Annotated in this window: 18 protein-coding genes and 2 riboswitches; of the genes, 4 read left to right on the top strand and 14 right to left on the bottom strand. The window is 69.6% G+C overall.

The window, feature by feature from the left end; genetic code table 11:
• Positions 1 to 91 precede the first annotated feature (91 nt).
• On the top strand, positions 92 to 1,531 hold the full coding sequence (locus FB391_RS09180; RefSeq protein WP_141894126.1) for an MFS transporter: 1,440 nt from the start codon (positions 92 to 94) through the stop codon (positions 1,529 to 1,531).
• 135 nt (positions 1,532 to 1,666) lie between these two features.
• Here FB391_RS09180 and FB391_RS09175 read toward each other — a convergent pair whose 3' ends face one another.
• The 8 genes from FB391_RS09175 to FB391_RS09140 all read right to left on the bottom strand — a co-directional run bounded on the left by FB391_RS09175 (position 1,667) and on the right by FB391_RS09140 (position 10,106).
• Positions 1,667 to 2,965, bottom strand: coding sequence for a citrate synthase (locus tag FB391_RS09175; RefSeq protein ID WP_141894125.1), 1,299 nt, complete (start codon positions 2,963 to 2,965; stop codon positions 1,667 to 1,669).
• Positions 2,966 to 3,150: 185 nt separating this feature from the next.
• Complete coding sequence (gene dapC / locus FB391_RS09170; RefSeq protein WP_141894124.1) at positions 3,151 to 4,272, bottom strand: succinyldiaminopimelate transaminase; 1,122 nt, start codon at positions 4,270 to 4,272, stop codon at positions 3,151 to 3,153.
• 1 nt (position 4,273) lies between these two features.
• Positions 4,274 to 4,594 (bottom strand): ferredoxin, encoded by a 321-nt coding sequence (gene fdxA, locus FB391_RS09165; protein WP_018170155.1) that lies wholly within the window; start codon positions 4,592 to 4,594, stop codon positions 4,274 to 4,276.
• Positions 4,595 to 4,650: 56 nt separating this feature from the next.
• Positions 4,651 to 5,067, bottom strand: coding sequence for a DUF6113 family protein (locus tag FB391_RS09160; protein WP_141894123.1), 417 nt, complete (start codon positions 5,065 to 5,067; stop codon positions 4,651 to 4,653).
• A 15-nt stretch (positions 5,068 to 5,082) separates the two neighbouring features.
• Positions 5,083 to 5,397, bottom strand: coding sequence for an AzlD domain-containing protein (locus FB391_RS09155; protein ID WP_141894122.1), 315 nt, complete (start codon positions 5,395 to 5,397; stop codon positions 5,083 to 5,085).
• Positions 5,394 to 6,182, bottom strand: a complete 789-nt coding sequence (locus FB391_RS09150; RefSeq protein ID WP_246093435.1) for an AzlC family ABC transporter permease — start codon at positions 6,180 to 6,182, stop codon at positions 5,394 to 5,396. The genes FB391_RS09155 and FB391_RS09150 overlap by 4 nt, the downstream gene beginning before the upstream one ends.
• Before the next feature lie 101 nt (positions 6,183 to 6,283).
• Positions 6,284 to 8,197, bottom strand: coding sequence for a translational GTPase TypA (gene typA / locus FB391_RS09145; protein WP_141894120.1), 1,914 nt, complete (start codon positions 8,195 to 8,197; stop codon positions 6,284 to 6,286).
• 103 nt (positions 8,198 to 8,300) lie between these two features.
• On the bottom strand, positions 8,301 to 10,106 hold the full coding sequence (locus FB391_RS09140; RefSeq protein ID WP_141894119.1) for a dipeptide ABC transporter ATP-binding protein: 1,806 nt from the start codon (positions 10,104 to 10,106) through the stop codon (positions 8,301 to 8,303).
• Positions 10,107 to 10,138: 32 nt separating this feature from the next.
• On the opposite strand from FB391_RS09140, the gene FB391_RS09135 reads away from it, so the two are divergent.
• Entirely contained in the window at positions 10,139 to 10,747 is a 609-nt protein-coding gene (locus FB391_RS09135) for a PH domain-containing protein (RefSeq protein ID WP_141894118.1), read from the top strand.
• A 10-nt stretch (positions 10,748 to 10,757) separates the two neighbouring features.
• On the opposite strand, the gene FB391_RS09130 is transcribed toward FB391_RS09135, so the two are convergent.
• The 3 genes from FB391_RS09130 to FB391_RS09120 all read right to left on the bottom strand — a co-directional run bounded on the left by FB391_RS09130 (position 10,758) and on the right by FB391_RS09120 (position 15,463).
• Entirely contained in the window at positions 10,758 to 11,942 is a 1,185-nt protein-coding gene (locus FB391_RS09130) for an ABC transporter permease (RefSeq protein WP_141894117.1), read from the bottom strand.
• 1 nt (position 11,943) lies between these two features.
• Positions 11,944 to 13,461, bottom strand: coding sequence for an ABC transporter permease (locus FB391_RS09125; RefSeq protein WP_141894116.1), 1,518 nt, complete (start codon positions 13,459 to 13,461; stop codon positions 11,944 to 11,946).
• Positions 13,462 to 13,630: 169 nt separating this feature from the next.
• Complete coding sequence (locus FB391_RS09120) at positions 13,631 to 15,463, bottom strand: ABC transporter family substrate-binding protein (protein WP_141894115.1); 1,833 nt, start codon at positions 15,461 to 15,463, stop codon at positions 13,631 to 13,633.
• Between the two features lie 196 nt (positions 15,464 to 15,659).
• Here FB391_RS09120 and FB391_RS09115 point away from each other — a divergent pair, with 196 nt between their 5' ends.
• Positions 15,660 to 16,481 carry a CPBP family intramembrane glutamic endopeptidase gene (locus tag FB391_RS09115; protein WP_141894114.1) on the top strand — a complete coding sequence of 274 codons (822 nt, stop codon included), beginning with the start codon at positions 15,660 to 15,662 and terminating at the stop codon, positions 16,479 to 16,481.
• 232 nt (positions 16,482 to 16,713) lie between these two features.
• Positions 16,714 to 17,706: a hypothetical protein gene (locus FB391_RS09110; RefSeq protein WP_141894113.1), complete on the top strand. Its 993-nt coding sequence runs from the start codon at positions 16,714 to 16,716 to the stop codon at positions 17,704 to 17,706.
• 179 nt (positions 17,707 to 17,885) lie between these two features.
• Here FB391_RS09110 and gcvP read toward each other — a convergent pair whose 3' ends face one another.
• The 3 genes from gcvP to gcvT are packed head-to-tail and all read right to left on the bottom strand — an operon-like array spanning position 17,886 to position 22,298.
• On the bottom strand, positions 17,886 to 20,777 hold the full coding sequence (gene gcvP, locus FB391_RS09105) for an aminomethyl-transferring glycine dehydrogenase (protein ID WP_141894112.1): 2,892 nt from the start codon (positions 20,775 to 20,777) through the stop codon (positions 17,886 to 17,888).
• Positions 20,774 to 21,157, bottom strand: coding sequence for a glycine cleavage system protein GcvH (gcvH, locus tag FB391_RS09100; protein WP_141894111.1), 384 nt, complete (start codon positions 21,155 to 21,157; stop codon positions 20,774 to 20,776). The genes gcvP and gcvH overlap by 4 nt, the downstream gene beginning before the upstream one ends.
• A 28-nt stretch (positions 21,158 to 21,185) precedes the next feature.
• Complete coding sequence (gene gcvT / locus FB391_RS09095) at positions 21,186 to 22,298, bottom strand: glycine cleavage system aminomethyltransferase GcvT (protein WP_141894110.1); 1,113 nt, start codon at positions 22,296 to 22,298, stop codon at positions 21,186 to 21,188.
• A 50-nt stretch (positions 22,299 to 22,348) separates the two neighbouring features.
• Positions 22,349 to 22,447: riboswitch (glycine riboswitch) on the bottom strand.
• Between the two features lies 1 nt (position 22,448).
• Positions 22,449 to 22,545: riboswitch (glycine riboswitch) on the bottom strand.
• Positions 22,546 to 22,604 lie beyond the last annotated feature (59 nt).

Genomic DNA, 22,604 nt, shown 5'->3' with positions numbered 1-22,604 from the left:
CTAATGTCTAAGCGGAGGCAACCTCCGTTCGGAGACCCACCTCCACTTTACTCCGCATTCATCGGATCCGCACCCATCGGAAGGCCCGTCGATGCCCACCTCCACCCCTTCGTCCCGCGCGGCGTTCGCGGCGATCGCGATCAGCGTCGCCTCGCTCGCGCTCCTTCAGAACCTCGTCATCCCCGTCATACCGCTCATCGCCTCGGACTTCGGGGTGACGGCGGACGCGGCATCTTGGACCAACACGGCGTGGCTCATCGCCGCCGCCGTCGCCACTCCCCTGCTCGGCCGCATCGGCGACCTGCGCGGCCGTCGCAACACGTTCCTCGTCGTGATCGGCGTCGTCGCGCTCGGCGACATCATCGCCTCGTTCGCGGCGAACCTGCCCGTGCTCATCCTCGCCCGTGTGCTGCAGGGCGTGGGCGGCGCGCTCTTCCCGCTCGCCTTCGGCCTGCTTCGCGACGTCATGCCGCGCGAGCGCCTCACCGGCGCGATCGGCGCCACCAGTGCGATCATCGGCATCGGCGGCGCCGCGGGCAGCGTGCTCGCCGGGCCGCTGGCCGCACTCCTGGGCTGGCACGGCATCTTCGCGGTGCCGTTCATCGCGGCCGTCGCGGGGATCGTGCTGACCGTCACCCTCGTCCCCCGATCCGGCGCGCGCGCCGAGGGCCGCGTCAACGCGCTGTCGGCGCTCCTGCTGTCGGGGTGGCTCATCGCCCTGCTCGTGCCGCTCAGCTCCGGCGCCCGATGGGGCTGGACCTCGCCCGCGACGCTCGGCCTGTTCGCCGCCGCCGTGATCCTGATGGCCGCGTGGGTCGTCTCGGAGCTGCGCTCCGACAGCCCGCTCGTCGACCTGCGCCTCATGGCGGCGCGCGCCATCTGGCCGGTCAACGCCGCTGCCCTGCTCATCGGCGTCGCGGCCTTCGGATTCTGGGGCTACCTGCCCCAGTTCCTCGAGACACCGGTCAGCTCCGGCTGGGGCCTCGGCCTGACGGTGCAGGCCGCCGGGATCGCGCTGCTGCCGCTGCTCGTGGGCATGTCCGCCGTCGGCTTCGCGGCCGGCGCGATCGCCCGCGTCGTGCCGCTGCGCGTGATGATGGCGCTCGGCGCGCTCCTCATGGCCGGCGGCGTCGTCCTCGCCGTCGCCGAGCACACCGCCCTGATCACGATCGCGATCGCCGGCGGCGTGTTCGGGCTCGGGATCGGACTGGCTTACGCGTCCGCGGCGAGCATCATCGTCGAGAGCGTCCCCGCCGACCGCACCGGCATCGCCACGGGGGTCAACGCGAATCTGCGCACGATCGGGTCCGCGATCGGCTCGGCGTTCACGACGGCCGTCGTGTTCGGCTCGGTCGCCCCCGGCGACGAGCCCGGATTCGACAGCTACACCCTGGCGTGGCTGACCATCGCGGGGGCGGCGGTCGTGGCAGCCGTCATCGTGCTCGCCGTGCGCCCGCGTCGGGTGGATGCCGCCACCGCGCGCCCGCTCGAGACCGCCGACGAGTCGCCGGCCTTCGCCGAGGCCGCCTGACGCCTCACCTCGGCGAAGCGCCTCACGAACGACGGTCCCCACGCCCCCTCCACGCAGCGCTGGCGCGCTGCGCGGAGCCTCCGGGCGCGTGGGCCCAGCCGCACCCCTCGGGGTGCGGCATCCGTCGTTCCGGTCTCAGGCGAGACCGGGATACGTGCGCTCGGGGGCGCCGATGTACAGCTGCTGCGGGCGGCCGATCTTGGTCTGCGGGTCGCTCGCGGCCTCGCGCCACTGCGCCAGCCAGCCGGGCAGGCGGCCGATCGCGAACAGCACCGTGAACATGCGCGTCGGGAAGCCCATCGCCTTGTAGATCACACCCGTGTAGAAGTCGACGTTCGGATACAGCCGGCGGTCCTGGAAGTACGCGTCGTTGAGCGCGATCTCTTCCAGCTCCTTGGCGAGGTCGAGCAGCGGGTCGCTGACGCCGAGGGCGGCCAGCACCTCGTCTGCCGACTCCTTGACGAGTTTCGCGCGCGGGTCGTAGTTCTTGTAGACGCGGTGGCCGAAGCCCATGAGCTTCACCCCGTCCTCTTTGTTCTTCACGCGCTCGACGAAGCGCTGCACGCTCTCTCCCGAGTCGCGGATGCGGGCCAGCATGTCGAGCACGGCCTCGTTGGCGCCGCCGTGCAGCGGACCATAGAGCGCGTTGATGCCGGCCGAGATCGACGAGAACTGGTTGGCCCCGGTCGAGCCCACCAGGCGCACCGTCGACGTCGAGGCGTTCTGCTCGTGGTCCTCGTGGAGGATGAGCAGGCGCTCTAGCGCGCGCGACATGACGGGGTCGACGTCGTACACCTCGGACAGCACGCCGAAGTTGAGCTTCAGGAAGTTGTCGACGAACCCGAGCGAGTTGTCGGGGTACAGGAACGCCTGACCGATGCTCTTCTTGTGGGCGTACGCCGCGATCACCGGCAGCTTCGCGAGCATGCGGATCGTGTTGAGCTCGACGTGCTCGGGGTTGTTCGGGTCGGACTGGTGCTCGTAGTACGTCGAGAGCGCCGAGACGGCCGATGACAGCACCGACATCGGGTGCGCCGTGTGCGGCAGCGCCGAGAAGAACCGCTTGAGGTCCTCGTGCAGCAGCGTGTGCCGACGGATCTTCTCGTCGAACTCCGCCAGTTCGTCCGCGGTCGGCAGCTCGCCGTAGATGAGCAGCCACGCGACCTCGAGGTACGTGCTGTTCTTGGCCAGCTGCTCGATCGGGTAGCCCCGGTACCGCAGGATGCCCTGGTCGCCGTCGATGTACGTGATGGCGGACTTGGTCGCCGCCGTGTTCACGAAGCCGTAGTCGAGGGCGGTGTGGCCGGTCTGGCGGGTGAAGGTGGAGAAGTCCACGCTCGGCGTGCCGTCGGTGCCCCGCAGCAGCGGGAACTCGGCGGTGGTATCACCGATCGTGAGGGTGGCCTTCTCCTGCTGGGTGCCCGCGTCGCTCACGGCGCCTCCTCGCGATTTCTGGTCGTGCCGGGGGTGTCGTCCTGTCCTGGGCGATGCCGACGGCTTCTGCCTCAGGACGGAGATACGGGACGGGGGATGCCGCGTCGCCGCGTCCTACAGCCTAGTCCGCTGTCACGCCTATCGCTGACACAGCCAAAGGGACGAGGCATCCAATGGAGGAATCCTCAGTCCTGGAGCACCGAGACCGCCCGCAGGCGCTCGGCCGCCGCGGCGATGCGCTCGTCGGTCGCGGTGAGCGACAGCCGCACGTGCTGCGGGAAGTGCGTGCCGTAGAAATGCCCCGGCCCCGCGAGGATGCCGAGATCGGCGAGGCGCCCGAGGCTCTCCCACGCATCGCGCCCCTCCGTCGCCCACAGGTAGAGGCCGCCCTCGGAGCCGTCGATATGGAAGCCCGCCGCCTCGACCGCGGGCTTGAGGACCTCGCGCCGCCGCCGGTACAGCTCACGCTGCGCCGCCACGTGCGCGTCGTCGTCGAGTGCCGCCGCCATGGCCGCCTGGACCGGCAGCGGCAGCATGAGGCCGAGATGCTTGCGGGCGGTCAGCAGCCGCGCCACGACGGCGGGGTCGCCGGCCAGGAACGCCGCACGGTAGCCGGCAAGATTCGACTGCTTGCTCAGCGAATAGACCGAGAGGATGCCGCTCACGTCGCCGTCCGTCACGCGCGGGTCCAGCGCCGACGGCACGGGCTCGTCGTCCCACGGGGCATCCCAGCCGAGCTCGGCGTAGCACTCGTCCGAGGCGAGGACCGCCCCGAGCTCGCGGGCGCGGGCCGCGGCCGCGCGCAGCGCGTCGACGTCGAGGATCCGGCCGTCGGGGTTGCCGGGAGAGTTGACCCACACCAGCCTGGTGGCGTCCGGCCACTCGGCGGGATCGTCCGAGGCGAACGGCGTGGCGCCGACGAGTCGCGCGCCGACTTCGTACGTCGGATAGGCCGCCCGCGGATGCACGACGACGTCGCCCGGACCGAGACCCAGCAGGAGCGGCAGGAGCGCGACGAGTTCCTTCGAGCCGACCGTCGGCAGCACATGTTCCGGCGTCAGGCCCGGCACTCCGCGGCGACGCTCGAACCAGCGCGCGATCGCGTCCCGCAGCCCCGGGGTGCCCATCGTCTGCGGATAGGCGTGCGCATCGGTCGCCGCGCGCAGCGCGTCCGCGACGACGGCCGGAGTCGGGTCGACGGGAGATCCGATCGAGAGGTCGACGAGCCCGTCGCGGTGGGAGCGGGCGCGCGCAGCGTACGGCGCCACGGCGTCCCAGGGGTAGTCGGCGAGGTCGGCGACCCCCACGTCAGTGTTCCTGCGGGGGCAGGGCCTCGATGATCGGGTGGTCCTTGTGGATCACGCCGACCTTGGCTGCGCCGCCGGGCGAGCCGATGTCGTCGAAGAACTCGACGTTGGCCTTGTAGTAGTCCTGCCACTCGTCGGGCAGGTCGTCCTCGTAGTAGATCGCCTCGACCGGGCACACCGGCTCGCAGGCGCCGCAGTCCACGCACTCGTCCGGGTGGATGTACAGCGACCGGTCACCCTCGTAGATGCAGTCCACCGGACACTCGTCGATGCAGGCGCGGTCCTTGACGTCCACGCAGGGAAGGGCGATCACGTACGTCACGGGTTCAGTCTAGCCGCGGCATACCGATCGCTCGGCCGTGCGTCCGCGGAGCCGGATCAGCCGGCGTCGCGCGGCGCGTCGGCCGCGGCCGGCGCCGACGCCATGCGCGGGAGCGACTCCGGCCAGGCGATCACGACGGCTGCCGCCAACGGCACGATGATGGTCCACACCAGGCCGGGGTTGAACTGCCCCTCCGGCGCCTGCGGCACGACGACGGACCCACCCGGTCCGGCGCCCGAGAACACCAGCGTCGCGAGCATGACGCCGAGTCCTGCGGCCAGCGCCGCCCACCGGTCGGCCGTCAGCAGCCGCACGGCGACGAGGAGCGCCACGACGCCGATGACGGCCAGCACGAGTCCGAGCGGGAACCAGCCGAGCATGTACGCCTGGGCCACCGTGCCGGCCACTCCGTACACCGCGCCCACGATGAACGCGACCAGCCACGTGCCGACCCGAGACCACGAGAAACTCACCGGGCAAGTCTAGGCTCAGGCCGCCCAGCCCCACAGGCGCAACAGGGCCGCGACCACTGCGGCGGCGACCACGACGACGAGGAACGGCGCCCGCAGCAGCAGAAGGCCGGCCGCGACGAGCACGGCGGGCACGCGGGCGTCGACCACGACGGCCTGACCGGCACCGAGCGTCTGCACGGCGACGAGCGCTGAGAGCAGCGCCACGGTGAGCAGATCGGCGATGCGCATCGGGCGGGGAGCCTCGACCCATTTCGGCGGGATCAGATAGCCGACGGTCTTCAGCGCGACGCAGACGATGGATGCCACGAGCACAGCGGTCCACATGGTCACGGCAGTCCCTCCCGCTCCGCTACGTCGTCCGGCTCCGCGGCACTCTCTTCGCGGCCGAGCCAGTTCGTCCACCCCACGAGGATCGCGACCAGCGCAGCGACGATGACCGGGAGCCCGGGCATCAGCACCGGCGTCAGCACGGTCGCCACGACCGCCGCCGCGACCCCCACGACGATCGGCTGGCGGGCGCGCAGGCGCGGCCACAGCAGCGCCAGGAACGCCGCCGCCGCCGCGGCATCCAGTCCGTAGACGCGCGGATCGCCGAGCACGTCGCCCAGGAGCGCGCCCGCGAGGGTCGAGAGGTTCCAGCCGACATAGATGCCGAGCCCGGTCACCCAGAACCCGAGCGTGCGCGCCCGCGGCGTCTTCTGGGCCAGCGAGACGGCCGTCGACTCGTCGATCGTGAACTGCGCCGCCGCCGCCCGTCGCCAGAATCCCGGCCCGATGACGGGCGACATGCGGATGCCGTAGGCGATGTTGCGCACCCCCAACAGCGCCGCCGAGGCGAGCGCGGCCGGGATCGCGGCCAGTCCCCCGGCGCCGATGATGCCGACGAACGCGAACTGCGATCCCCCGGTGAACATGACGATGCTGAGCACGCACGTCTGCCAGACGTCGAGCCCCGCGGCCACCGCCAGAGCCCCGAACGAGATGCCGTACGCGCTCGTCGCGAGCGCGACGCCGAGGGCCTCGCGCACCGCCCGCCGAGCCTCGCCCGCGCCGTGCGCATCGTCGAAGTGCGGATCGAGGGTCACGGGGTCGATCGTAGCGACGGCAGCCCCCATGCCCTGCGGTCCGCCGGTGCGCGATTGGACTGCGGCGCAGAGACGAGGATGCCGCGCCCCAGGCCCTCAACGGGCCACGGGTCGCGGCATCCTCTCACTGCTTACGCGTTGGCGTCCTGTCGCTTCAGGCGCGAGGCGGCGCGGCCGCGCTCGGTGGCGTCCAGGACGACCTTGCGGATGCGCACCTTCTCGGGCGTCACCTCGACGCATTCGTCGTCGCGCGCGAACTCCAGGCTCTCTTCCAGCGAGAGCTGACGCGGCGGAGTCATCGACTCGAACGCGTCCGCGGTCGAAGACCGCATGTTCGTGAGCTTCTTCTCCTTGGTGATGTTGACGTCCATGTCGTCGGAGCGCGAGTTCTCGCCGACGACCATGCCCTCGTACACCTCTTCGGTCGGCTGCACGAAGAAGCTCATGCGCTCCTGCAGCGCGATCATCGCGAAGGGGGTGACGACGCCGGCGCGGTCGGCGACGATCGAGCCGTTCTGGCGGGCGACGATGTGGCCCGCCCAGTCGTCGTAGCCGTGCGAGATCGCGTTCGCGATGCCGGTGCCGCGCGTCATCGAGAGGAACTCGGTGCGGAAGCCGATGAGACCGCGCGAGGGGACGATGAACTCCATGCGCACCCAGCCGGTGCCGTGGTTGACCATCGTCTCCATGCGGCCCTTGCGCGCCGCCATCAGCTGGGTGATCGCGCCCAGGTACTCCTCGGGCGCGTCGATCGTCAGGTGCTCGTACGGCTCCTTCACCTTGCCGTCCTCACCCTTCTTGGTGACGACCTGCGGCTTGCCCACGGTGAGCTCGAAGCCCTCGCGGCGCATGTTCTCGACGAGGATGGCCAGCGCCAGCTCACCGCGGCCCTGGACCTCCCACGCGTCGGGGCGGCCGATGTCGACGACCTTGAGCGACACGTTGCCGACGAGCTCGCGGTCGAGGCGGTCCTTCACCATGCGGGCGGTGACCTTGTGACCCTTCACCTTGCCGACCAGCGGTGACGTGTTCGTCCCGATCGTCATCGAGATGGCGGGGTCGTCGACGTGGATCGCCGGCAGCGGCCGGACGTCCTCGGGATCGGCGATCGTCTCGCCGATCGTGATCTCTTCGATGCCGGCGATGGCGACGATGTCCCCCGGGCCCGCCTCTTCGGCGGGGTAGCGCTCGAGGGCGCGGGTCTTCAGCAGTTCGGTGATGCGGGCGTTCGAGTGGGTGCCGTCGTGGCGCACCCAGGCGACCGTCTGACCCTTCTTCAGCGTGCCGTTGAAGACGCGCAGCAGAGCGAGGCGACCGAGGAACGGGCTGGAGTCGAGGTTCGTGACCCACGCCTGCAGCGGAGCCTCATCGTCGTACGACGGCGCGGGGACGTGCTCGAGGATCGCCTCGAACAGCGGCTCGAGGTCGGCGTTATCGGGCAGCTGGCCGTTGTCGGGACGGTTGCGGGATGCCGCGCCCGCACGCCCGGAGGCGTAGACGACGGGAACATCGAGCAGGGCGTCGACGTCGAGGTCCGGGACGTCCTCGTGCAGGTCGGACGCGAGCCCGAGGAGCAGGTCGTGCGCCTCTTCTTCGACCTCGGCGATGCGCGCGTCGGGACGATCGGTCTTGTTGACGAGGAGGATGACGGGCAGCTTCGCCTCGAGCGCCTTGCGCAGCACGAAGCGCGTCTGCGGCAGCGGACCCTCGCTCGCGTCGACGAGCAGCACGACACCGTCGACCATCGACAGGCCGCGTTCCACCTCACCGCCGAAGTCGGCGTGGCCGGGGGTGTCGATGACGTTGATCGTCACCGGCACGTCGGTGTGGATGCCGTTGTAGGTGATCGCCGTGTTCTTGGCGAGGATCGTGATGCCCTTCTCGCGCTCGAGATCGTTCGAGTCCATCGCACGCTCTTCGACGTGCGCGTGCTCGCCGAAAGAGCCGGTCTGGCGGAGCATGGCATCCACGAGGGTGGTCTTGCCGTGGTCGACGTGGGCGACGATCGCGACGTTGCGGAGGTCCGGACGGAGGGCGCGCGCCATGAGGGAATCCTTGAAAGAGAAGGGGGATGCCGGAATGCCGGCATCCCCCATTCTACTGGGCGCACCTGGACATCTCCTTCCGGCGGTGTCCAGGCTTCGCGGATCAGCTCTCGGCGCTGCCCGTCGCCGCCAGGAGCGCGGCGCGCGCTTCGCGACGCACCCTCTGCTCTTCGGGGTTCGGCACCGGCACGGCGGCGATGAGCCGCTGCGTGTAGGGGTCGGTCGCTCCGCGCAGGATCTGGTCGCGCGTGCCGGTCTCCACGAGCTTGCCGTGGTGCATCACCGCGATGCGGTGCGCCAGGATGTCGACGACCGCGAGGTCGTGGCTGATGAACAGGCAGGCGAACTGCAGCTGCTGCTGCAGTTCCTGGAGCAGATCCAGGAAGCGAGCCTGCACCGACACGTCCAGCGCGGACGTGGGCTCGTCCGCCACCAGCAGCTCGGGCGCGAGGGCGAGCGCGCGGGCGATGCCCACACGCTGACGCTGACCGCCCGACAGCTCGTGCGGGAAGCGGTTGCGGTACGACTTCGGCAGCTCGACCTGGCTCAGCAGCTCTTCGACGCGTTTGTCGAGATCCTTGCCCTTGGCGACGCCGGCCAGGAGGATCGGCTCGCCGATGGACTCGCCGATCGGCATGCGCGGGTTCAGCGAGGACGCCGGGTCCTGGAACACGATGCCCGTGCGCCGGCGGATCGCGAAGAGCTCCTTCTGGCTCGGCTTCGAGATGTCGGTGCCCACCGCGGTGAGCTTGCCCTCGGCGATCGGCAGCAGGCCGATCGCGGCGCGGCCGAGCGTCGTCTTGCCCGACCCCGACTCGCCGACGAGGCCGACGATCTCACCGGGGTAGATCGCGAGGTCGATGTGCTCCGCCGCACGGAACGCCGGGATGCGGCCGCGCTTCGGGTAGTCGATCGCGACGTCCTCGAAGGCCAGAACCGGAGTGCGGGTCTCGACGATCTCGTCGGCGACCTCGGTCGCCCGCTCGCGGATCGACGAGACCGACGGCACGGCAGAGGTCTCGGTGACGACCTCGTCGGGCACGGCGGGCTCGGTCTCGAGCACACCGAGGCCGAGGTGTGGCACGGCGGCCAGCAGCTGCTGCGTGTACGGGTGCTTCGGGTCGTGGAAGATCTGCTCGACCGAGCCGGCCTCGACCACGACGCCGTTCTTCATCACCATGATGCGGTCGGCGAGATCGGCCACCACGCCCATGTCGTGCGTGATGAGGATGATCGCCGAGTCCAGGCGCTTGTGCAGGTTGCGCAGCAGGTCGAGCACCTCGGCCTGCACCGTCACGTCGAGCGCCGTGGTGGGCTCGTCGGCGATGAGCAGCAGCGGGTCGCACGAGATCGACTGCGCGATCATCGCACGCTGGCGCTGGCCGCCCGACAGCTGGTGCGGGTACTTGTTGAACGACTGCTCAGGGTTGGGCATCTCGACCATGCGCAGCAGGTCGACCGCCTTCTCCTTCGCGACGCTCGGGGCGAGCCCGCGGTCGTGCGAGCGGAGCGACTCCATGATCTGGAAGCCGACCGTGTACACGGGGTTCAGCGCCGTCATCGGCTCCTGGAAGATCACCGCGATCTCGTTGCCGCGCAGCGACCTCAGCGTCACCGGGTCGGCACCGCGAAGTTCGCGGCCGAGGAGCTTGATCGAACCGGTGACGCGTGCGTTCTCGGGGAGGAGTCCGAGCAGCGACATCGAGCTGGTGCTCTTGCCGGAGCCGGACTCGCCGACGATGGCGAGAACCTCGCCGCGCCGCACTTCGTAGTTCATGTCGATGGCGGCGGGGTAGAACTCGCCGTCGACCCAGAACTCGACGCCCAGGTTCTCCACCTGGAGGATCGTCTCAGGGAGGGCCTCGTGCGAAGCCGTGGTTTCGGCCTCGACGCCCGTCGTGTCAGTCATTCGGTGGTGTCCCATCTGCAAAGCTTGAAGTCATGTCTTTCCAGGAGGTCTTCTATCGGCCGGTCTTCGGCCGCATCCTCGCTGTCGTGACCATCGTGGTGTGCGCTCTCGGCGCCGTCGGGCTGGTCTGGTCGGATCCCGCAGCCGCGCTGCGATACATCTGGCCGATCATCCTCGTCGCCGTCGTGGCCTGGGCGCTGTTCTGGCGTCCGAGCCTGCGGGTGCAGGAGCACGGCATCACGGTCGAGAACGTGCTGCGCACGCACTTCGTCCCCTGGCCGTCGATCGTCTCGATCGATACGCGCTTCTCGCTCACACTCCACACCGCCGGAGGGCGCGTGTCGGTGTGGGCGGCGCCGTCGCCGGGGCGTCACCGCACGCTCGGTCTGGCCCCGAAGGACTTCGACGGAGTGAGCGGATCGGCCCGCGGCGAGGCGGGTGGCCTGCGGCCCGCCGATGCCATGTCGGTGCCGACCGGCAATCTCGCCCAGCTGATCCGCGGCCGCTGGGAGCGACTGCGCGATGCGGGAGCCTTCGCCAGCGGTGTCGACCCGGAGGCCGCCACCGTGACGTGGCACTGGGCGACCATCGTGGTCGTCGCGGCGCTGGCCGCGGCGACCACGATCGGTCTGCTGGTCTAGCACCGACACGTCACCGCTCCGGGTTGAGCGGTTCGTCCGTCGGGTCGCCGGGGTGCTCGGGCCTGATGTCGTGATAGCTCACGATGTCCTCGCTCGTGTACACCGCGGCCCCCATGACGGTGACCGAGGGGGCATCCGTCGAGGGCGTGGTGTCGACGGCCGGCACGAGCGGTCCGCTCGCGCGGCCGGCTCGCGCCATCGCGCGTTCACTCGGCATCTTCTTCTGGCGCGGGTCGAACGCGTCGCGCAGACCGTCGCCGATGAAGTTGACGCACAGGGCGATCGCGATGATGAACAGACCCGGCCACCAGAAGAGCCACGGACGCGTGGAGAAGGCGGCCTGGTTCTCGGAGATGATCTTGCCGAGCGACGTGTCGGGCGACTGGACGCCGAACCCGAGGAAGCTCAGCGCCGACTCCAGCAGGATCGCCCCCGCCATCAGCAGCGTCGCGTTGACGACGATGATGCCCACCGTGTTGGGCAGGATGTGGCGGAAGATGATCCGGCGGTCGCGCGCGCCCGACACGCGGGCGGCGTCGACGAACTCGCGTTCGCGCAAGGTGAGGAACTCACCGCGAACCAGACGGGCCATGGTGGTCCAGGCGAACAGCCCGATCACCACACCCAGCAGGGCCGCACCCAGGCTGCCCAGCGCGAAGCCGAGCACCGAGCCGATCACGATGAGCGGGATCGTGATGATGATGTCGGTGAAGCGCATCAGGATCGAGTCGGTCAGCTTGCCGTAGTAGCCCGCGATCGCGCCGATCACGACGCCGAAGAACGTCGCCACGACGCCGACGATCACCATGACCATGACCGACTGCTGCGTGCCGCGCATGACGACCGCGAAGATGTCGCGGCCGACCTCGTCCTGACCGAACGGGTGGTCGCCGAACTGCAGCGGCCACAGGGTCATGGTCGGCTCGCCGTTGTTGACCTTCGGCGGGATCTCCTCCCACGAGTACTGCCACCAGCCCGGGATGCGGATGCCCCACAGGGAGACGCCGACCGACGTGAACGCCAGGAGGACGATGAACGCGAGCACGATCATCGAGATCATCGCGCCACGGTGCCGGAAGAACCGGCGACGGACGATCTGACCCTGGCTGAGGCCCTCGGTCTCTTTCTGCTCGATCGAGATCTCAGCCAGTGCCTGCGTCTCGGTGCCGGGCTCTTCAGTGATGGAAGTGTTCATGTCAGCCCACCTTGATTCTCGGGTCGAGGGCCGCATAGACGAGGTCCGCGATGAGGTTGAAGACGACCGCGAGCGTTCCCGTCACCACGAAGAACGCCATGACCGGGTTGGGGTCGTGCGCACCGAGTGCCGTGACGAACAGACGGCCCATGCCGACCCAGCCGAACACCGTCTCGGTGATCACCGCGCCGCCGATGAGCGCGCCGACGTCGAACGCGATGATCGTGGTGATGGGGATGAGCGCGTTGCGGAACGCGTGACGGACGACGACGGTGCGCTCGGTGAGGCCCTTGGAGCGCGCCGTGCGGATGTAGTCCTGGTTCATGACCTCGAGCAGGCTCGCCCGCGAGTAGCGGGTGTAGCTCGCGAACGAGATCAGGATGATCGCGATCGTCGGCAGCAGCAGGTGGGTGTACAGGTCGATGCCCTGCACCCAGAAGTTGCCGCCGAGGCCCGGCGTGGACGAACCCACCGTCGCGATCGGACGCCCGCGGACACGGCTCGAGTTCGCGTACGCGTGCCAGTAGGACATGTACTTGTCGAGCGCGATGAAGGCGGCGACGAAGAAGCCGACGATCGCCGTCGTGCGCACGACCGGCCCGCGGTCGGGGGCTCCCATGAACCAGCCGATGGCCCCGCTCACGACGACCGCGAGGACGGCCAGCAGCAGGAAGAACCACAGCGTCATCCCGTTGAGGATGTAGTTCATCATCGGGAAGTACAGCGCGATGCCGATCACCGCGACGATGAGCGACGCGTAGAGCGCCTTGCGGTTGCGCAGGCCGGTCGAGATCGCGGTGACGCCGACGGCGATGCCGAGGGCGAGGAATGCGTAGACCACGATGCCGATGCTCGGGTCGGCGAACCACTGGGTCACCGACAGGAACGTCAGCACCGCCGCGGTCGCGACAGCGGCGATCCCGAAGACGGTCAGGCGCTTTCGCCATCTGCCGCCGAGGATGGACATCCACAGCAGACCCGAGACGAGCGACAACCCGATGATCACCGGCACGGAGATCGTCGGATCACCCAGCCAGTCGTTCAGCTGGATCGCACCGTACTGCTTGAGGAGCACGGCGACCCAGAAGATCGGGAGCGAGAAGAACAGGAACGCGATGAGCGTCACGCTGTAGTCGAACCCGGTGTACTGACGCAGCGCCGACACGATGCCGACCGTGATGCCGAGGACCATCGCGACGACGGTCGCGGTCGTGACCAGCGTCAGCGTCGACGTGATCGCGTTGCCCAGCAGCGCGTTGACCGGCTGGTTCTGGATGGAGATGCCGAAGTCGCCGCGGAAGATGCCGCCGAGCCACAGGAAGTAGCGCAGCGGCGGCGGGACGTCGAGGTTGAGGAGCTTGGTACGCGCCTCGATGAGGGACTCCTTGTTAGGAGCGTTGCTCAGCCGGAGGTCTTCAAGGGGATCGCCCGAGTAAGCCACCAGCAGATACATCAGGAACGTCGCGGCGAAAAGCACGAAGATCGATGCGATCAACCGCCGAATGATGAATGAAGCCATGTTGTGGCCGCCTGCCAATCGATGAATCAGCAGGGGCAGGAGTCGGCGTGCTGCCGGCCTCGTGCCCGCCGCTGAGAGGAGTGTAACGCGGCGAGGTGCAGGTCCCCCAGGGGGACCTGCACCCCACCTCGGTGGTCAGTGCCTGAGCACGATGACTACCGTGTGACGATCACTCTCCCGAGTCGGTGACGGCCCAGTCCCACGCGTTCCAGAAGATCGTGGGGGCGAGGATCGACGGGTCGATGCCCTCCACACGGTCGCTGAAGGCGGTGACGCCCGGGAACTGGAAGATGGTGACACCGTAGTAGTCGCCCCACAGCAGCTTGTCCATCTCGAGCTGCAGGTCGATCTGCTTGTCGGCGTCGAACTCCACGTTCAGCTGGGCGACGAGGTCGTCGACGTCAGCGTTCGAGTAGAAGTTCATGTTGTTGATCGCACCGGTCTGGAAGGTCGGCAGCGAGTTGGTCACACCGAGGCTGGTCGACTGCCACCCGAAGAGCGACGCGTCGTAGGCACCCGGGGTGCCCAGGAGGCCGCCCCACTTCTCGGAGCCGCAGTCGGTGACGTTGAAGCCGGCCTGCGCAGCGGACTGCTGGATCAGGGCGAACTCGTTGACACGACGGGGGTTGTTCGACGCGTAGAGGATGCAGACCGAGGTGTCGGTGATGCCCGACTCGGCCAGCAGCGCCTTGGCGCCCTCGATGTCGACCTCGGCGTAGGCGTCGGAGCCGTTGGTCTTCACGGCCTCGTCGTAGCCCTCGGCGCCCGGGACGAACAGCTGCGAGCTGCGCAGGAGCGCGTCGTCGCCGGCGATCGGCTTGATCAGCGTGTCGAGGATCTCCTGGCGCGGGATCGTCTTGAGGAACGCCTCACGAGCCTTCGGGTTCGAGAAGATGTTCTGGCTGTTCTTGCCCTGGTCGAACTGCAGGTCGACGTGCTCGTACGTGCCCTCGACACCGGTCTTGACGGTGATGCCGTCGACCGCGTCGAGCGCCGTCTTGATGTCGGCCGTGGCCTGGGGCGAGATGATGTCGACCTCACCGTTCTGCAGCGCCTGGACCGCGGCGAGCGGGTCCGGGATGAAGCGGATGGTGATCTCTTCGATGTTCGGCGCGTTGTCACCCTTGTACTCAGGGTTGGCCTTCAGCGTCACGTACTGGTCGGCGACGAAGTCGGTGATCATGTACGGGCCGCTCGCGGTGACGAGCGCGGCGTCGTCGGGCATCTCGGTGAAGTTGAAGCCCGAGTTCCAGAACGACGAGATCGGCGCGAGGGCGGCGGCGTCGTTGTCCTGGATGGCCGACACGACGGCGTCCTTGGCCTCCGTGGCGTCGTCGAGGTTGAGCGCCTTCTCACCGATGACGTGCGCGGGGAGCGGGCTCGGGAACGAGAGCTCCCAGTCCACGAACGGCTTGTCGTACACCATGGTGATCGACTTGTTGTCGTCGCTGACCTCGGGCGTCTGCGAGACGAGGCCGACACCGGCGTCGGGCGTGGCGCCCGAGTCGAAGTAGACGACGTCCGTCGGGAGGTCACCGGTGAACTCACCGGTCTCTGCGTCCTGGTACTGCGTCGGGTCGAAGTCCGGCGTGTCGAGCGCGCGCGAGAGGGCGGCCCAGTTCAGCAGGAGGTCGGAAGCGTCGACGTCCACACCGTCGGACCACTTGACGCCGTCCGCGATCGTGTACTTGATCGTCAGCGGGTCGTCCGAGAGCTTCTCGTACGTGCCGAACGACTTGTTCTCGATGAGCTTCGGGGTGTTGTCGTAGTAGTTGAAGCCGTCGAGGACGAGGTAGTTGATGTTGTTGTTCGCCGTGGCGTTGCCGAACGACGTGTTTCCGTTCATCGAGTAGAACGCCTGGTTCCACGCGGCCGTGATCGACGAGCCTTCGACGAGACCGGAGTCGTCACCCGAGTCGTTGCCGCCACCGTTGGCGGCGCAACCCGAGATCGCCAGTGCGCCGACCGCGGTGAGCGCCACCGCGGCCGAGATGCGCTTCATTCTCACTGTTCCTCCTGTGCAGGGTTGTGCGCGCACGTCAGATGGGAGACCGGACGGGCGCGCGGATGGGAAAACGATAAGCATCGCTGGTGAGATGGTCAAAACGATCGGCCAAAACGTTACAGAGCCTTAACTCAATCGACGCGAAGTGTGACAATCTGACAAGGTGACCCCCTCTTTCCCGCCCTCTGATGGTGTGGTATCGAGTACCCTGCCCTCCCGCACGCAGTATCAGCGTCGCCGGCTCGTGTGGGAGATCTGGATCGTGCTGGCGGTCACGGTCGGCCAGTCGGCGCTGTACTCGGTGCTCTCGCTCGTGCGCAAGCTCCTCGCGCCCGTGCCGCTGGGTTCGCAGCAGACGCAGGTGAACCCGTCGCGCGACGCGCAGGCGATCTGGGACGTCGTGTACCAGGTGCTCGCGGTGTTCTTCGCGCTGGCGCTGGTCGCCCTCGTCGTGTACCTGCTGTGGGAGCCCGGGAGCAACGCGCTGCGCCGCATCGGGCTCGACTTCACGAGGTTCGGCGGCGATCTCGGGCGCGGTGTCGTGCTCGCCGCGGTGATCGGCCTGCCCGGGCTCGCGCTCTACGCCGTGGGCCGCGCGCTGGGCATCACCGTGGCCGTGGTGGCGTCGCCGCTGGATGCCGCGTGGTGGACGGTGCCGCTGCTCGTGCTCTCGGCGCTGCGGGCTGGCCTCACCGAGGAGGTCATCTTCATCGGCTACCTGTTCGACCGGCTGCGCCGCCTCGGCTGGAACGACTGGAGCATCATCCTGACCTCGGCGGCGCTGCGGGGCGCTTACCACGCGTACCAGGGCTTCGGAGCGATCGTCGGCAACGTCGTGATGGGCATCGTGTTCGGCTGGTGCTACCGCCGCTGGGGGCGCGTCATGCCGCTCGTCATCGCCCACACGATCCTCGACATCGTCGCCTTCGTGGGCTACCCGCTGGCCGCCGCGCTCTGGCCCGGCGTGTTCGCCCCCGCGCCCTCTCCCAGCCCCACCCCGACCCCCACGACCTAAGCCGACGGGATGCCGGGGGCACCGGCATCCCGTCCCGTCCCGGCCCGTGCGCAACTCCCGCGAGACCGCAGCGGGCGGACGAGACCCTGGGTGAACTCCACGGTCTCGTCGGTCGCGTACGGTCTCACCGAGGAGTGCGGCAGGCTCCTCCACAGTCGCAGCGGGATCCCGGCTGTCCACAGAGAACGCCGGATGCCGACCACGACGTGCGACGACCGGTCAGTGTCGGAGGATGCCGCTGCTCACGCTTCCGCTCCAGATCCGGCCATCACCCGTGATGCTCCTCCGCTCTGACGACGTTCCGCATCCGGAACGTGCCGTCGCGAGAGGCGACCTCGTCAAAGTGCAGCGGGGCGTCTACGCGCCGTTCGAGGCCTGGCATGCGCTCGCCCCCTGGACCCGGTACCTCGCGCGCGTGCACGCCACACTGTTGGCGCGTCCCGACGCGCTCTTCTCCCATGAGTCCGCTGCGGCCTTGCTGGGCGGGCCGGTGTTCGGCGATCCGGGCACCGTACACGTGCTCGCTCCGGCATCCGGTGAAGCAGGTCAGGTGTCCGGGATCCGGACACACACCACACGGGACGACCGCGGACTGATCCTGCTCGGCGGAGTCGCCGTAACCTCCCCCGCCGAGACCGCGGTCGACCTGGCGCGTTCACGGCATCCGGCGATCGGGCTGGCTGTCGCGGACGCGATGCTGCGCCTCGATCCTGAGCTCTCGGGCGCCGTGATGGCCGAGATGAACGAAAAGCGTTCGAGTCGGCGTGGCCGCGACGTCGCCCGCTGGTCACTCAGGCGAGCGACGCCCCTGGCAGAGTCGTCGATCGAGTCGGTCAGCCGCGCGGTCATCGAGTGGCTGGGCTTTCCGGCGCCCGAGCTGCAGGTGTCGTTCGAGTCAGCTAGTGGTGACGTCGACCGCGGCGACTTCGTGTGGGAGCGCCCTGCGCTCGGAGGGGAGTCGGACGGCGACCTCAAGTTCGACGGGCGTTACGGCGACTCGGTCTCTGCACTGCGGAGGCAGCGTGCTCGCGACGCGCGGCTGCGCGAGCACCTGGATGCGATCGCACACTGGGGATGGACCGACGCGACGACCTTCGTGCCGCTGAGCAGTCTGCTGCAGGGCATGGGACTGCCCGTGATTGCGCCGGAGAATGTCGGCGCGCTGATGGCGATGCGCCGGCAGCTCGCGAGCCGAGCGCCACTGCCGGCATCCCCGCCCGCGTGATCGCCTGCCGTTGGCGCGGTGACCTGTGGCCGTCCGCCGCTGAGACCGCACTGCACGGACGAGACCCCGGGGTGACCCCACGGTCTCGTTCTCCCGGTCCGGTCTCACGGGCCAGGGTTGAGACACGACGGAAGCCGACGGGATGCCGGGGGCACCGGCATCCCGTCGTCCGGACCGCGTCAGGCGAAGGCCTCGATGGGCGGGCACGCGCACACGAGGTTCCGGTCGCCGTACGCCTGGTCGATGCGGCGCACCGGCGGCCAGTACTTGGTACGCACGAGGGCGTGCACGGGGTACACCGCGGTCTCGCGCGGGTACGGGTGGGTCCACTCCCCCGCGACCACGGATTCGGCCGTGTGAGGGGCGTTCACGAGGGGGTTGTCATCGGCGGGCCACGCCCCCGCGGCGACGCGGTCGGCCTCGGCCTTGATCGCGATCATCGCCTCGATGAAGCGCTCGATCTCGCCCAGGTCCTCGGACTCGGTGGGCTCGACCATGAGGGTGCCCGCGACGGGGAACGACATCGTCGGGGCGTGGAAGCCGTAGTCGATGAGGCGCTTGGCCACGTCGTCCACGCTCACACCGGTCGCTTCTTTCAGGGGGCGCAGGTCGAGGATGCACTCGTGCGCGACGAGGCCCGCCTCGCCCGCGTACAGCACCGGGTAGTGCTCGCGCAGGCGGAACGCGATGTAGTTCGCCGCGAGCACGGCGGCAGCCGTGGCGCTGCGCAGCCCGTCGGTCCCCATCATGCGCACGTACGCCCACGAGATGGGCAGGATGCTCGCCGACCCGTGCGGTGCGGCCGAGATCGGTCCGCCGTCGAAGACGCCGCCCGGGTGGTCGCGCCGCTGCGACAGCGGGTGACTCGGCAGGTACGGCGCAAGGTGCGCCTTCGCCGCCACCGGGCCGACGCCCGGTCCGCCGCCGCCGTGCGGGATCGCGAACGTCTTGTGCAGGTTGAGGTGCGAGACGTCGCCGCCCAGGTCGCCGAAGCGCGCGTAGCCGAGGAGCGCGTTGAGGTTCGCACCGTCGACGTACACCTGCCCGCCGGCGTCGTGCACGGCCTGCGTGATGTCGAGCACGTCGTGCTCGTACACGCCGTGCGTCGACGGGTACGTGATCATGAGCGCCGCGAGCTCGTCAGCGTGCGTGGCGATCTTGGCGCGCAGGTCGTCGAGGTCGACGTTGCCGGCGTCGTCGCACGCGACCACGACGACACGCATGCCCGCGAGCACGGCGGACGCGGCGTTGGTGCCGTGGGCCGACGACGGGATGAGGCACACGGTGCGGCCGAGATCACCGTTTGCGCGGTGGTAGCCCCGGATCGCCATGAGACCGGCGAGCTCGCCCTGCGACCCGGCGTTCGGCTGCAGCGACACCGCGTCGTACCCGGTCACCTCGGCGAGCCACACCTCGAGCTGCTCGATCATGGCGAGGTAGCCGTGCACATCCTCCTCGGGCGCGAACGGGTGCACGCGCGAGAACTCCGGCCACGACACCGCCGCCATCTCGGTCGCCGCGTTGAGCTTCATGGTGCACGAGCCCAGCGGGATCATGCCCCGGTCCAGCGCGTAGTCCCGGTCCGACAGCTGCTTGAGATAGCGCATCATCGCCGTCTCGGACCGGTGCGAGGTGAACACCGGGTGCGTGAGGAACTCCTCCATGCGGTGCAGCTCGACCGGCACCGCGGCGAGGGGTGCGGCATCCACGAAGGGCAACGAGCGCTCGCCCTGCGAACCAGCACCGGCGAACTCGCCCTCGGGAACCCCGAACGCCCAGGCGACGGCGGCGAGGTCGTCGGCGGTCGTGGTCTCGTCGACCGACACACCGACCGTCGCGTCGTCGACCCAGGCCAGCTGATAGCCGCGCTCGCGGGCGCGCTCGATCACGCGGCGCGACGGCCCGGGGGTGGCGACGCGGATCGTGTCGAAGAACGCGTCCGCACGCAGCGACAGCCCGTACTCCCGCAGGCGCCCGGCAAGGGCCTCGGCCTTCTTCGCGACGTCGGTCGCGATCGCGCGCAGCCCGTCGGGTCCGTGGTACACCGCATACATCGACGCCATCACCGCGAGCAGAACCTGCGACGTGCAGATGTTCGACGTGGCCTTCTCGCGCCGGATGTGCTGCTCGCGGGTCTGCAGCGCGAGGCGGTAGGCGGGGTGGCCGGCCGCGTCCTGCGAGACGCCGACCAGACGCCCGGGCAGCTGGCGCTCGAGCCCCTGGCGCACGGCCATGTAGCCCGCGTGAGGACCACCGAAGCCCAGCGGCACGCCGAACCGCTGCGTGGTGCCCACGGCGACGTCGGCGCCCAGCGAGCCGGGCGAGCGCAGCAGAGTGAGGGCCAGGATGTCGGCCGCGACCACGACCAGCGCGCCGGCGAGGTGTGCGGCATCCACGACTCCCGAGGGATCCCACACGCGCCCCGAGGCGCCCGGGTACTGCACCAGCACGCCGAAGTGCTCGTCGGGCAGCGTCGCGCCGTTCGCGAGGTCCAGCACCACGAGCTCGATGCCGACGGCGGCCGCCCGGTGGGCGAGCAGCGCGCGGGTCTGCGGCAGCGCGTCCGCGTCGACGACGAAGACGTTCGAGGTCGACTTCGAGCCGCGGCGGGCGACCAGCATGCCCTCGACGACCGCGGTCGCCTCGTCGAGCATCGACGCGTTGGCGGTGGCGAGCCCGGTGAGATCGGTGACCATCGTCTGGAAGTTGATGAGCGCCTCCAGGCGCCCCTGCGAGATCTCGGGCTGGTACGGCGTGTACGCGGTGTACCAGGACGGGTTCTCGAGTACGTTGCGGGCGATCACCGACGGCGTGAACGTGTCGGCGTAGCCGAGGCCGATCATGGGGCGCGCGGTGCGGTTCTGGGCCGCCAGTGCCCGCAGCTCGGCAAGGGCCTCGGCCTCGGTCGCCGCCGGCGGGATGTCGCTGGTGGTGCGCGGCTTCGCGTGGATGGATGCCGGCACCGCCGCCTCGACGAGGGCGTCGACGTTGTCGTATCCGAGCGCGTCGAGCATCGTGCGCTGGGCGGCGGCATCCGTCCCGATGTGACGGTCGGCGAACAGGCCCGTCATTCGGCGCCGCCCGTGAGCGAGACGTAGGCGTCGCGGTCGAGGAGTCCCTCGACCGCGGCCGGGTCCACCGTGATCTTGACGAGCCACCCCGCGCCGAACGGGTCGGCGTTCACGAGCGAGGGGTCGTCGACGACGGCGTCGTTGACGGCGACGACCTCGCCGGTGAGCGGGGCGTAGAGCTCGCCGACCGACTTGGTCGACTCGATCTCGCCCACGACGGTGGCCGCCGTCACAGCGCTGCCGACGGCCGGCAGTTCGACGAACACGACGTCGCCGAGCTTGTCGGCGGCGTACTCGGTGATGCCGACGGTCGCGGTGTCGCCGTCCAGGGCGACCCACTCGTGCTCGGCGGTGTACTTGAGGGCGGTCAGGTCGGTCATGGGTTCCTCCGGTGTGCGGGTCGGTGGCTCAGCGGGCGCGCTGATAGAACGGGAGAGCGGTGACGGTGGCGGGCACGCGGGTGCCGCGCACATCGATGAACAGGGGTGTGTCGGCGGTGCTCACGGCCGGCGACACGAAGGCCAGGGCGATGGGATGCCCCAGCGTCGGGCTCAGGGCGCCGCTGGTGATCTCGCCGACGGCCGCACCGTCGCCGTCCACCACGGCGTAGCCGGCGCGCCCGGCCCGCCTTCCCTCGGCGGCGAGCCCGACGAGGACCGGGGCGTCGGGAGCGACGACGGCGGCGAGCGCGGTCTTGCCCACGAAGTCAGGCTTGTCGACGGCCACGACGCGGCCGAGGCCGGCCTGAGCGGGCACGATGTCGAGCGACAGCTCGTGGCCGTACAGCGGCATGCCCGCCTCCAGTCGCAGCGTGTCGCGGGCGGCGAGGCCGGCGGGAACGAGGCCGAGCGGCGCGCCGGCGGCCAGCAGCGCATCCCACAGCGCCGGTGCGGAGTCGTTGCGCACGAGCAGCTCGAACCCGTCCTCGCCGGTGTAGCCGGTGCGGGCGATGAACAGCGGGGCGCCCTCGAAGGTGCCGTCCGACCACGCGTAGTAGCCGAGGTCGGCGAACGGGGGCTGCACTTCGGCGATGCCGGGGACCGCCTCGACGACGGCACGCGCGACCGGCCCCTGCACGGCGATCAGCGAGAACTCATCGGTGCTGTCGACGACCTCGGCGCCGAAGCCCTCGACGCGATCCGCGAACGCGGCGGCGACGGCATCCCGGTTCCCGGCGTTCGCGATCACGAGGAAGCGGTCGTCCGCGCGCCGGTAGACGATGACGTCGTCGACGATGCCGCCGGACTCGGCGAGCACCAGCGAGTATTTGGCCTTGCCGATGCGCATCGGCGAGATCGCACCCGCCAGCGCGAAGTCCAGGAACGTGCCGGCATCCGCGCCGGTGACCTCGAACTCGGCCATGTGCGAGATGTCGAACAGCCCCGCCGCCGTGCGCACCGCGTGGTGCTCGGCGAGGTCGGAGGTGTAGCGCACCGGCATGAGCCAGCCGCCGAAATCGGTGAACGAGGCGCCGAGCGCCTCATGGCGGTCGTGCAGGGCGGTGGTGCGAAGGTCTGTCATCGAGTTCTCCCGGTCGTGGGCGGGCAGGCGCCTGTCGACGCCTGTAGAACTCCCCCTCTGTCATAGGCCTGAGAGCTTCGCCCGCCCCCGAGGGGTGCGGACTTTCACCGTCGGCGGATCCACGGTGCGCGGATCGCTTTTCAGAGTCGGCCTGCCCGAACGGTACGCGTACCTGAGAGATTGGCGGGGAGGCTTGCTCCTTCGGTGCTCGACGATCGCGCTGCCGAGGCTCTCCCGCCCGGGTGAGGGGCCGTATGTTGACTTGCGGAGCCAGCATACCGGGCGAGGCGGCTGATCGACGCAGCG

This window comes from Microbacterium kyungheense, from assembly GCF_006783905.1.
Taxonomy (GTDB): domain Bacteria; phylum Actinomycetota; class Actinomycetes; order Actinomycetales; family Microbacteriaceae; genus Microbacterium; species Microbacterium kyungheense.
The sequence above is the reverse complement of the archived record's forward strand: the minus strand, read 5'-3'. Positions and strand labels throughout refer to the sequence as shown.